The organism is Paenibacillus oryziterrae (assembly GCF_042610485.1).
Taxonomy (GTDB): domain Bacteria; phylum Bacillota; class Bacilli; order Paenibacillales; family Paenibacillaceae; genus Paenibacillus_AQ.
Map to the genome: position 1 here is coordinate 442402 of NZ_JBGJZO010000003.1, position 10930 is coordinate 453331.

Annotated in this window: 13 protein-coding genes and 1 tRNA gene; 13 read left to right on the forward strand and 1 reads right to left on the reverse strand. The window is 49.6% G+C overall.

Annotated elements, in window-relative coordinates:
• Positions 1 to 53 precede the first annotated feature (53 nt).
• The 7 genes from ACAN55_RS06625 (at position 54) to ACAN55_RS06655 (ending at position 4635) form a co-directional block, all read left to right on the forward strand.
• A complete protein-coding gene (locus tag ACAN55_RS06625; protein WP_379129795.1) occupies positions 54 to 410 on the forward strand; it encodes a putative DNA-binding protein in 357 nt (118 codons plus the stop codon).
• Between the two features lie 20 nt (positions 411 to 430).
• Complete coding sequence (gene ffh / locus ACAN55_RS06630) at positions 431 to 1816, forward strand: signal recognition particle protein (RefSeq protein ID WP_379129798.1); 1386 nt, start codon at positions 431 to 433, stop codon at positions 1814 to 1816.
• A gap of 36 nt (positions 1817 to 1852) precedes the next feature.
• Positions 1853 to 2125: a 30S ribosomal protein S16 gene (rpsP, locus tag ACAN55_RS06635; protein WP_379129801.1), complete on the forward strand. Its 273-nt coding sequence runs from the start codon at positions 1853 to 1855 to the stop codon at positions 2123 to 2125.
• 22 nt (positions 2126 to 2147) lie between these two features.
• On the forward strand, positions 2148 to 2378 hold the full coding sequence (locus tag ACAN55_RS06640; RefSeq protein WP_379129804.1) for a KH domain-containing protein: 231 nt from the start codon (positions 2148 to 2150) through the stop codon (positions 2376 to 2378).
• A 91-nt stretch (positions 2379 to 2469) separates the two neighbouring features.
• Complete coding sequence (gene rimM / locus ACAN55_RS06645; protein ID WP_379129806.1) at positions 2470 to 2997, forward strand: ribosome maturation factor RimM; 528 nt, start codon at positions 2470 to 2472, stop codon at positions 2995 to 2997.
• The gene (trmD, locus tag ACAN55_RS06650) at positions 2997 to 3824 is read left to right on the forward strand and encodes a tRNA (guanosine(37)-N1)-methyltransferase TrmD (protein WP_379129853.1); all 828 of its coding nucleotides are present in this window, start codon (positions 2997 to 2999) and stop codon (positions 3822 to 3824) included. Before rimM ends, trmD begins: the two co-directional genes overlap by 1 nt.
• Positions 3825 to 4561: 737 nt before the next feature.
• Positions 4562 to 4635: transfer RNA gene (locus ACAN55_RS06655), tRNA-Pro, on the forward strand.
• 86 nt (positions 4636 to 4721) lie between these two features.
• Here the strand turns inward: ACAN55_RS06655 and ACAN55_RS06660 are convergent.
• On the reverse strand, positions 4722 to 5666 hold the full coding sequence (locus ACAN55_RS06660; protein ID WP_379129808.1) for a DUF4097 family beta strand repeat-containing protein: 945 nt from the start codon (positions 5664 to 5666) through the stop codon (positions 4722 to 4724).
• A 255-nt stretch (positions 5667 to 5921) separates the two neighbouring features.
• On the opposite strand from ACAN55_RS06660, the gene ACAN55_RS06665 reads away from it, so the two are divergent.
• The 6 genes from ACAN55_RS06665 to ACAN55_RS06690 form a co-directional block, all read left to right on the forward strand.
• Positions 5922 to 6206, forward strand: coding sequence for a hypothetical protein (locus ACAN55_RS06665; protein WP_379129810.1), 285 nt, complete (start codon positions 5922 to 5924; stop codon positions 6204 to 6206).
• Positions 6207 to 6353: 147 nt separating this feature from the next.
• A complete protein-coding gene (gene rplS, locus ACAN55_RS06670) occupies positions 6354 to 6698 on the forward strand; it encodes a 50S ribosomal protein L19 (protein ID WP_379129812.1) in 345 nt (114 codons plus the stop codon).
• A gap of 175 nt (positions 6699 to 6873) precedes the next feature.
• Positions 6874 to 7491, forward strand: a complete 618-nt coding sequence (gene lepB / locus ACAN55_RS06675) for a signal peptidase I (protein WP_379129815.1) — start codon at positions 6874 to 6876, stop codon at positions 7489 to 7491.
• Between the two features lie 28 nt (positions 7492 to 7519).
• A complete protein-coding gene (gene ylqF / locus ACAN55_RS06680; protein WP_379129818.1) occupies positions 7520 to 8380 on the forward strand; it encodes a ribosome biogenesis GTPase YlqF in 861 nt (286 codons plus the stop codon).
• Between the two features lie 203 nt (positions 8381 to 8583).
• Positions 8584 to 9195, forward strand: a complete 612-nt coding sequence (rnhB, locus tag ACAN55_RS06685) for a ribonuclease HII (RefSeq protein ID WP_379129855.1) — start codon at positions 8584 to 8586, stop codon at positions 9193 to 9195.
• A gap of 132 nt (positions 9196 to 9327) precedes the next feature.
• The coding region (locus ACAN55_RS06690; RefSeq protein WP_379129820.1) for a hypothetical protein at positions 9328 to 10930 on the forward strand (1603 nt) is incomplete at its 3' end.

The following is a 10930-nucleotide window of genomic DNA, read 5'->3' on the forward strand; positions in this document are numbered from 1 at the left end:
AGGGACGTTGTGATGCTGTAAAGTGTTTTTCCTTGACGAAGGGAGTGCCCTTAATGAGTCAGGATAGCAGGCTCGAGAAGACAACACGAATTAATCTGTTGTTTGCTTTCTACGAACGGCTGCTTACCGATAAGCAGCAGACGTTCCTTAAATATTATTTCCATGATGATTTCTCCCTGGGGGAAATCGCCGCCGAATTCGAAATCAGCCGCCAGGCTGTGTACGAGCATATCAAACGGGCGGAGCAGGTACTGGAGAATTATGAAGAGAAGCTTGGCTTGCTCGGCAAGCACGAGAGCCGGATTCAATACTTAGACGAACTGCGCAGGCTCCCGGAGATCGGGCTGCTGCCGGAACTATATAATGAACGGTTCACGGAGATCGTGGATCGTATACAAAGCTTGGAGTAAGGCGAAGGAGGCAGCGGCCTATGGCGGCATTTGAAGGGTTAACCGGAAGATTGCAGAATGTGTTCAGCAAGCTGCGCGGCAAAGGCAAGGTCTCGGAAGAAGATGTTAATGAAGCGATGCGCGAGGTCAGAATGGCCCTGCTGGAAGCGGATGTTAACTTCAAGGTAGTTAAGGATTTCGTCGCCAAGGTGAAAGAGAAGGCTGTCGGCAAGGAAGTCATGAACAGCTTCACACCGGGCATGGTCATTATTGATATTGTCAATAAGGAACTGACAGAGCTGATGGGCGGAACTAACGCCAAGCTGGTGAAGTCGAACAAGCCGCCGACCGTAATTATGATGGCGGGTCTGCAGGGTGCCGGTAAGACGACCACTACTGCGAAGCTGGCCAAGCTGCTCCAGAAAGGTAACCATCGTCCTCTGATGGTAGCGGCGGATATTTACCGCCCTGCTGCGATCAAACAGCTGCAAGTCCTGGGTGAGCAGATCAAAGTTCCGGTATTCTCATTGGGTAACCAGACGAGTCCGGTAGAAATTGCGAAGCAAGCCCTTCAGCATGCGAAGGATAACAACAATGATTATCTGATCATCGATACTGCAGGCCGTCTGCATATCGACGAAGAACTAATGGAAGAGCTGAAACAGATTCACACTGTTGTGAATCCTGATGAAGTGCTGCTCGTCGTGGATGCCATGACCGGTCAAGATGCCGTTAATGTGGCAGATAACTTCAATAAACAGCTCGAGCTTACCGGCGTCGTCCTGACGAAGCTGGATGGCGATAGCCGTGGTGGTGCGGCTTTGTCCGTCAAAGCGGTCACCGGCTGTCCGATCAAATTCGCCGCGCTTGGTGAGAAGATCGACGCACTCGAACCGTTCCATCCGGAGCGGATGGCTTCAAGAATTCTGGGTATGGGCGACATGCTGTCGCTGATCGAGAAGGCACAGTCCAATATCGATGCCGAGAAGGCTAAGGAAATGGAACGGAAGATGCGTAATGCAGAATTCACGTTCGATGATTTCCTGGAACAGATGGATCAAGTGAAGAAGCTTGGACCGATTGATCAGATTCTTGATATGCTGCCTGGTATGAACAAAGCCAAGGGTATGAAAGATCTGAAGGTGGACGACAAGCAGATGGGACGCGTAGAGGCCATTGTTCATTCCATGACCAAGGCTGAGAAGCAGAAGCCCGAAATCATCAACCTTAACCGCCGCAAGCGGATCGCTACCGGCAGCGGAACCTCAGTTGCTGAGGTGAACCGGCTGATCAAGCAGTTTGATGAAATGCGTAAGATGATGAAGCAGTTCTCCGGCATGATGGGCGGAGGCGGCAAAGGCGCGAAGAACGCCATGAAGGCACTCAAGGGTATGGGCGGCAAAGGAATGAAGTTTCCTTTCCGTTAAATATAAGCAGGATACTTTTTTAAGGAGGTGAATTTCGTGGCAGTACGTATTCGTTTGAAAAGAATGGGTGCACATAAAGCGCCTTTCTACCGTGTAGTGGTTTCTGATTCCCGGTCCCCTCGTGACGGTCGTTTCATCGAGGAAATTGGTTACTATAATCCGATTGAACAACCGGCAGTAGTTAAGATCGATGAAGAGAAAGCTCTTAAATGGCTTCAAGAAGGTGCGCAAGCATCTGATACCGTCCGCAATCTGCTTTCCAAAGCAGGCGTGATGAAGAAGTTCCATGAGTCTAAGCAATCGAAATAATGACTGAATGCGAGGGTCCCCTATGGAAGAATTAGTTGGAGTAATTGCTAAGGCTTTGGTGGATCATCCAGAAGATGTGGCGGTACGGGTCGTTGAGAAGGATCACCTGATCGTCTATGAGCTTTCTGTACATCCTGATGATGTAGGAAAGGTTATCGGCAAGCAGGGCCGGATCGCTAAAGCGCTTCGTACAGTAGTCACATCGGCAGCAGTCAAAAGCGATAAACGGGTAACCGTAGATATTTTATCTTAAAGTAGATCGCACAATGAGGGGCTAGGGATAGTATATCCCGGCTCCTTTTTGTTCAATTATATATAGTAATGTGTTTAAAGGAGAGGATCAAATGGCGGGAGAAATGTTGACTGTCGGCAAGCTCGTGAATACGCATGGGATTCGCGGAGAAGTGAAAATATTATCGTCTACCGATTTTCCGGAAGTGCGTTTCGCAACGGGGAAGAAGCTGACTGTGGTGCCAGAGAACGGGAGCTCTTTTGACGTAATTGTTGATTCTGCGCGTGAACATAAAGGGACGTATATCGTTAAGCTGAAGGGTTATACAGATATTAATCAAGTGGAGAAATTTAAAGGCAGTCTGCTAAAAGTTCCGAGCACGGATCTAGTGGAGCTGCCGGACAATGAATACTACTATCATCAGATTATCGGCTGCACTGTGCATACGGACGAACCTGGTGCTGAGCCGCTGGGAACCATCACGGAGATTCTGACACCCGGAGCTAACCATGTATGGGTGGTAAAGCCAACAGGCAAAGGCAAGGAGATCCTGATTCCGGTTATTGACGATGTAGTGCTTGATGTGGATGTGGCCGCTAAGCGCGTCACGATTCACTTAATGGAAGGACTACTGTCATGATACGAATTGATGTGCTGACGCTGTTCCCGGAGATGTGTGAAGGCGTATTTGGCACTAGCATTCTTGGCAAGGCCCGTGAGAAAGGCATTGTATCACTACAGGCGGTCAATTTCCGTGATTTCTCCGGCAATAAGCATAATACTGTGGATGATACCCCTTATGGAGGGGGAGGCGGGATGGTACTGAAGCCAGATCCCATTTTCGCTGCTGTGGAGCATGTGCTCTCCGAATCGGGCGGCGAAAAAGCAGTGACTGGAACTGAGGCATTCGAAGCGGTTGATGAAATTGTGGCGGGAGCTGTGGATATAGACGCTGACAACGCAGTAAAGAAGAAACCGCGCATCATCCTGATGTGTCCACAGGGTAAGACCTATACCCAGAAGATAGCGGAAGAGCTGGCCCAGGAGGAGCATCTGATTTTTATCTGCGGCCACTACGAAGGATACGATGAGCGGATTCGCGAGCATCTGGTTACCGACGAGCTGTCTATTGGAGATTACGTGCTTACAGGCGGGGAACTGCCGGCGTTGACCGTTATTGATTCGATTGTCCGCCTTCAGCCGGGGGCACTGGGCAACGAAACGTCTGCAGTAACGGATTCCTTCAGCACCGGGCTGCTGGAATACCCTCACTACACGCGTCCTGCTGAATTCCGTGGCTGGAAGGTGCCGGATATCCTCCTAAGTGGCCATCATGCCAATATTGATGTCTGGCGGCGTGAACAGGCGCTTCAGCGGACATTCGAGCGGCGTCCCGATCTATTGGAGGTTATGGAGCTGACAGTGAAGGATAAGAAGTTTCTCGAGCAGCTTAAAGCTAAGAAGTAATAACGAATATACCCGATTCAGCGTCTCATTACATGGTATTCCATGAATGAGGCGCTTTTTTTTATGAAGATCAGCCACTGCCCACAGTATACAGTCATCAAAATAAAACACCCGCATATACTGAAAAAGTGTGTTGAAAGGGTGATTTGTGGGTAATGTATAGAGCGGCGGTAAAAAGAGTTCGTCAGCAGAGTTTAATTTATGAAAGGAATGAATCCAAAGTGACTACGAAAACGCAGGAAGAATTTAAATCAAACGTGGACGTTGTCCAGGCTAAAGCGGAGCAGCTCCGCACGGTAAGTGATATTATCGAGTTCTATAAAAACCGTAAATCTTAGGTTGCATATCACAATAGAATAAAAGATTTCAAACAAAAAGACCGTCCGAAGACGGTCTTTTTTACCCGGGGCGCTATTTAAAGCTTGTGAAGCCTTGATCCGTATCCCGCGCCACCAACGCCAGGTATCAATTAGCATTGGCTCGGGTAAGGGATACGTTCAACATGTCATGCTTAATGTGAACGCACCTCCTTTCTTTGTAGGGACAGTATAGCACAGCTGTGGGGGAATATCTATAAATTTTAAAATATTTATATTAATTAATTTTAATTTTTACTGACGTCTTTCGGGAATTATTTTGAAATATGGGGTTGATTGGAAAAGAGCTTTGCGGTATATATAATAATAGTGAAAGCGCTGCCGTTAATTTGTCCATAGTGACACCGGCTTACATAGTATCGGGGTATAGCGCAGCCTGGTAGCGCGCACCCTTGGGGTGGGTGAGGTCGCAGGTTCAAATCCTGTTACTCCGATTCGAAGATGTGATGCATTACTATCAAAAACCACCGCTTAGCGAATATTTTCGCTGGCGGTGGTTTTTACTGTTTTACTATTAATATTATTGATGAACGGTGATCGATCCGATCTTGGAGGACAGGGACAGCAGTGGCCCACCACCATTAAGCTTGCTAGTACCGCTATCCGCTCCTGTTATCGCTCCTAGCTCGCTTGAAGTTTCTAGGTCGCATCCCATTGATTCAGGTAGAATAGCGGTCAGACTGCCTACATCAGTCTTAGCCTTAAGGCTGCTACCCTCCGCCATGCTGGCGAGATCCAAGCGAATACTGCCCGTATTGGCTTCCACTGTAGATGAACCCGTTACTTCCGCACCTGATATGTGAATAGCCCCAACATTGCTGGTTACATGGTAGACTCCTTTCAAATCCTGGAGCCGGATCTCACCCACATTATTGGTGATTTCAAACGTATCTATCCCCTCAGGAACTCCAATTGCGTAATCGATCGTGAAGTCAGAATCATCTAATTCATCCTGAGCCCAACTCCACAAATCCTGCCCGGGATTCTCTTTGGAATGTGTAGATACGTTCACCCGGTCTCCACTTAACTGGATAGAAACCTCGGCATTGTCCATGATGATTTGATGATCCGCCTCATGAGCGGAATCTTTCTCTAATCTAACCGTAGCGGTAACTGTTAATTGCTCCCCGGTTACGGGTCTTACTTCAATTTTACCCACGGGATTCACCATGGTAAGGGTAGAAGCGGAATTTATCGCCTGCGATGCTGAAAGTTCTGTGCTGGTCCAGTCAGCTGTAATGCTGTCAGATACCTTAACCGCTGTCTTTTCCACTGCCTGCTCCACGGTAGCTGCGGCTTTGCCAACCTCCTGCTGTATCGACTCTCCCAACTGCTGGAATGACCCTTCCCCAGAAAGATTACTCCCCAGGTTATGATCTGCCTTTCCAGGCAATTCTGTACAGCCAGCCAGCAGTACGAAAGAAAGAACTACAGTCGCGGCCAGCAACGGTCTGTTTGTGCGCATACATTAAATCCTCCTTAGTAATCAGTAAGTATAATGCTTCGTATCGTAGCTTCTTACAATAGTATAGAGTGTGGAAATTTATTCAAAAAGAGGCTGCAGGCGGGTTCCGGTACTGGACCTAAGGCTAGTTAATCTCCGGGATATGGGTAGTGAGGAGCAGACGAGGCGAGGAACAGAGAAACTGCTTGTTCTATAGAAAAAAAGTATCTTATAATAGAAGATATTCATATGCCGCAGGAAAGAAGGGTGGGCACAATGATATACGCTGCTGGATTCATTCTGGTACTGGTAGTGGCACTCATGTTTATTTTATTTCGAAATAAAGACTCAGCTTCAAAAGCGGCACCTGCACAAAACCGCAACGTGGTATCCATAGACAGGCATCGCCAGAGCAAGCAGAAGACCACAGATCAGCCTTGCTCCTCCTGCAGAAAAAAGAACGGGAAACTAATCTTCTACGCACAGGACAACGGATCTGTCGTTGGCTTATGCAAGGATTGCCGGGTCAAAGCTAAGAAAAGGGATATGCTGCCACTATAAAATATAATAAATGGTTGTAATGGCTTGCCCATTATGATATTATTATTTCTGTTGTGTGGAATACGGTGGTCCTCTGCGCGATAATGATGGAGAGCAAAGGCTTTCTTGAAGAGGCAAGAACACCTGTACGGAAGGAGGAAATCCATAATGAATATCCTGCAAGCAATTACTCAAGAGCAACTTCGCAGCGATCTCCCGAGTTTTCGCCCGGGCGACACTTTGAAAGTGCACGTAAAAGTAATCGAGGGATCTCGTGAGCGGATTCAGTTGTTCGAAGGCGTTGTAATCAAACGTCGCGGCGGTGGAATCAGTGAAACTTTTACAGTTCGTAAAATTTCTTACGGTGTGGGTGTGGAAAGAACTTTCCCATTCAACTCCCCTAAAATCGAAAAGATCGAAGTGGCTCGCCGTGGTAAAGTTCGTCGTGCGAAACTGTACTATCTTCGTGAACTTCGCGGTAAAGCAGCAAGAATTAAAGAAATCCGTCGCTAGAATTGCGGCAAACAGAAAGGGGCTTGAGTTCAAGCCCCTTTCGTTTTATCTATATCAAGTACTGGGGAACGGCTTCTCCAAAAAGGCCTCCTGAAGGAGTATCTGCGGAGGGGTTTTTGGTGGGAGTTTTTTTGCGTTTATTTGTATATATGGCATATCGAGAGGATGGTGAACGATGCAGCAGGATTTAGAGCAGCTACAAGGTGAGTCTGGAGAGACAAGCCAGCTACCTCCTAAGCAGAAAAATGAAGTGCTTGAATGGATTAAGGCAATTGCAATTGCTTTAGTGCTGGTAATTTTGATTCGCTGGCTTTTGTTCAAACCGTTTATAGTGGACGGGCCTTCCATGCAGCCTAACTTCCATACCGGAGAGCGGGTTATCGTGAATGAAATTTTATATGATATCAGGTCGCCGCATCGTGGCGAGGTTATCGTATTCCATGTGCCTTCTGAGGGCCGAGATTTCATTAAACGTGTAATTGGTGTGGCTGGAGATACTGTAAAAGTTGAAGGCGATGTAGTTACCGTCAACGGTGAACCGGTGAATGAAACTTATATCCAGGAAGCTATGGATAACGCGCATAAGAATAACGCTTTGTACAATAATAAGAACTTCCCGAATGAAGATTTCTCAGACACCACAGTACCCGAGGGGCATGTGTTTGTTATGGGAGACAATCGTTCAGACAGCAAGGACAGCCGGATGATCGGGTATGTTCCACTAAGTGATATCGTTGGGCGGGCAGATTTGATATTCTGGCCGGTCAAAGATATTCAAATGATTAACCACTAAAAGATAGAAATCAAAGGAGGTGACGGCAATGACCATTCATTGGTTTCCCGGTCATATGACGAAGGCGAGAAGGCAAATCGAGGCGAAGCTGAGTCTGATTGATGTGGCGATAGAGTTGCTCGATTCCCGTCTTCCGCTTTCCAGCCGCAATCCGATGATTGATGATATTCTGCGTAACAAGCCAAGGCTGATTATTCTGAATAAGTCAGATCTGGCTGATCCGGAGGCAACGCGCAAATGGCTGGCTTATTTCAAGGCACAGGGTCATGTGGCTCATCCTGCGGATGCATCCACAGGTACGGGGGTCAAGGAGATTCCAGAACAGGTGAAGCTGCTGCTGAAAGAGAAGATTGACCGGCAGATTGCCAAGGGAATGAATCCCCGTCCTGCACGCGCTCTGATCGTCGGTATTCCGAACGTTGGGAAATCTACCCTGATTAATAAAATGGCTGGTAGGTCAATCGCCGCGGTCGGTGACCGTCCGGGTGTAACTAAAGGCCAACAATGGATTAAAACGGGTGGAAATCTGGAGCTGCTGGATACCCCGGGTATTCTGTGGCCGAAATTCGAGGATCAGGAAGTGGGTTACCGCTTGGCAGTAACCGGTGCGATCAAGGAGGAAATCCTTAACATCGAGGACATCGCTTTTTATGCGATCAAATATTTGGTGAAGGATTACGGCTCCCGCTTCCAGGAACGTTTCGGCATTAACAAGCTTCCGGAGGATCTGGAGAATCCGGATGAAATCGTCGCTGTCATGGAAGCTATCGGACGTAAACGTGGTTGTCTGATTAGTGGCGGACGGGTAGATCTGGAGAAGGCTTCCCGCACACTGCTGCATGAGCTACGTGAAGGAAAGCTTGGACGATTTACACTGGAGACACCTTAGTTTTAAATAAGCGGAACTATAACGCAATCATCAGGATGGAAGAGTCAGCCGGTACCCGGTTGGCTTTTTTTACTGTTTGCTGATGTATAGACCGGTTTGTATGATAATGAAGGATGCCTAATCAAGGGTTCCTATGGTAAGCTGAGTTAGTAGAGTAGTAGGAAAATGAACGGGCAGGTGGATGCAATTTGAGTAGCGTAGATATGCTTTTATATGAAAAAGAATGCCTGGAACAGTCTTATCGGCGGATTGCGGGTGTGGATGAAGTTGGGCGGGGATGTCTATTTGGCGACGTCGTTGCGGCAGCGGTGATATTGCCGGAGGGTCTTGTAATCGAGGGTGTTGACGATTCCAAGAAACTGACCTCCAAAAAACGGGATGCTTTATTTGAGCTGATTATGGAGCAGGCGCTGGCTGTTGGCGTGGGTCACGTAGATTCGGCTATTATAGATGAAATCAATATTAAACAAGCATCTCGGCTGGCCATGAGAAAAGCGGTTGAAGGTCTGAGTCTAACTCCCGACTATATGCTGATCGATGCTGAGAAGGTGGATTTACCACTGCCACAGCGTGCCATTATTAAAGGAGACGCGAACTCGCAGTCCATCGCCGCTGCTTCAATTGTGGCTAAGGTTACACGCGACAGGCTGTGTGAGGGGATTTGGGAGCAATTATATCCAAATTACGGTATTGCGATACATAAAGGTTATGCAACCAAACTGCACCGGGAACAGATAACCCTCCTTGGACCAACACCAATGCACCGGCGCAGCTTCCTAAATAATATATTGGCAGAGCAGCAAACCTTGTTCTAAACGTGTGAGACGGGTTTATGTAAGAAAATGGAAGACGATGGATGGGTACGATCGCCTAGACAAAAAAGAAGAAATGTCCGATAAAGATAAAGACAGGATAGTACCTGGATAGACGGGAAGGGCGTGAACGCAATGAATATTGGATCGATGATCCGCGGGTTGCTGGGAGACAGCAAAGCTGGCGAGCCGAAGTCGCTGGAGTTAAAAGAAGGCCAGGTTGTGCGCGGCGTTGTGCTCAGTGTCTCGGATTCCGGAAAAGAAGCGGTTGTCCAGATTCAGGGGTTGCCTGTTCGTGCTGAGCTTGAAACACCGCTGCAGGCGGGACAAACGTTGAATATGCAGGTATCACCTCCTGGAGAAAATGGATTACCTGTGTTGAAGCCGGTATCCCTTGAAGTGACGGTGGCTTCTCCGCAAAGTATGGGGGAGGCGCTGGAATCGCTTGGTCTTACCAACGCTAAAGACGGCCCGGAGATTATTAAGGCAATGCAGTCTGCAGGGCTTCCCTTAACCAAGGAAACTGCGGCTCAGCTGAATGCGGTAATGAGCGCCAAACCCCAAGGCGTGCCTGCAGAGCAGTGGTTGCAAGCAGCGGTTATCTCGGTCAAAAGAGGCCTGCCTGTAACGGCTGAAAGTGTAAAGGGATTGCATCAGGCGGTATTTGGGCCAGGACTGACTCAATTATTGTCAGCTTTAGAGGAACAGGTCACTGTGTGGGCATCTCAGCTGAAAACAGCAGGAGGCATGGGGTCTGGAACTGGTGGAGTGGCAACGAACCAGAATACCAGTGGCGGAGCTGCAAAACTTAATTTAAATTCGGATGAAGCGGCTGCGATGAGTGCAGGTACAGCCGATGATGGTATAAATGAAAGTGGACAAGCTGGTACGGCAGGTCGAGCAGGAACGGCTGCTACCGGCAGTAATTCTACTCAAGCTCAGCAAGGAATGGCGCAAGGAACGTTACGCGCTGGAGATACAGCCGGGAATGCTGTGGGTACGGCAGGAACAGCAGGTGCGGCTGGAAATGCAGCAGGAACGGCAGGCGCTGGAGGGGCGGCCGGGAACGCGGCGGGTGCTGGAGATGTAGCCGGTAATGCGGCAGGTGCGGCGGGTGCTGGCAGCGCAGCCGGTAATGCGGCAGGTGCGGCGGGTACTGGAGGTGCAGCCGGTAATGAAGCGGGCGCGGTGGGTACTGGAGGTGCAGCCGGTAATGCGGCGGGCACGGCGGGTACTGGAGGTGCAGCCGGGAATGCGGCAGGTACGGCGGGTGCTGGAGGTGCAGCCGGGAATGCGGCAGGTACGGCGGGTGCTGGAGGTGCAGCCGGGAATGCGGCGGGAGCGGCAGGTGCTGGAGGTGCAGCTGGTAATGCGGCAGGTGCTGGAGGTGCAACCGGTAATGCGGCAGGTGCGGCAAGTACTGGAGGCGCAGCTGGTAATGCGGCAGGTACTGGTGCATCTGGTAATGCGGCGGGCGCGGCAGGTGCTGGAGGCGTAGCTGGTAATGCGGCGGGTGCGGCGGGTGCTGGAGGTGCAGCCGGGAACGCGGCAGGAGTTGCGGGTACTGGAGGTGCGGCCGGTAATGCAGGCGCGGCGGGTGTTGGCAGCCCCGCCGCATCAGGGACGGCCCTGCTCGCGAAGCTGCAGGGCGTACTGACTGAGCTGCGGGGCTCGCTCCCGCAGCTTAGTGCGGTCCCGCATGCTGACGCTGCGGGACCAGGTGCCCCCGCGGCTGGCG

Coding starts and splice junctions, on each gene's coding strand:
- ACAN55_RS06625 (WP_379129795.1), top strand. CDS start 54: ATGAGTCAGGATAGCAGGCTCGAGAAGACAACACGAATTAATCTGTTG.
- ffh (WP_379129798.1), top strand. CDS start 431: ATGGCGGCATTTGAAGGGTTAACCGGAAGATTGCAGAATGTGTTCAGC.
- ACAN55_RS06640 (WP_379129804.1), top strand. CDS start 2,148: ATGGAAGAATTAGTTGGAGTAATTGCTAAGGCTTTGGTGGATCATCCA.
- rimM (WP_379129806.1), top strand. CDS start 2,470: ATGGCGGGAGAAATGTTGACTGTCGGCAAGCTCGTGAATACGCATGGG.
- ACAN55_RS06660 (WP_379129808.1), bottom strand. CDS start 5,666: ATGCGCACAAACAGACCGTTGCTGGCCGCGACTGTAGTTCTTTCTTTC.
- ACAN55_RS06665 (WP_379129810.1), top strand. CDS start 5,922: ATGATATACGCTGCTGGATTCATTCTGGTACTGGTAGTGGCACTCATG.
- rplS (WP_379129812.1), top strand. CDS start 6,354: ATGAATATCCTGCAAGCAATTACTCAAGAGCAACTTCGCAGCGATCTC.
- lepB (WP_379129815.1), top strand. CDS start 6,874: ATGCAGCAGGATTTAGAGCAGCTACAAGGTGAGTCTGGAGAGACAAGC.
- ylqF (WP_379129818.1), top strand. CDS start 7,520: ATGACCATTCATTGGTTTCCCGGTCATATGACGAAGGCGAGAAGGCAA.
- rnhB (WP_379129855.1), top strand. CDS start 8,584: ATGCTTTTATATGAAAAAGAATGCCTGGAACAGTCTTATCGGCGGATT.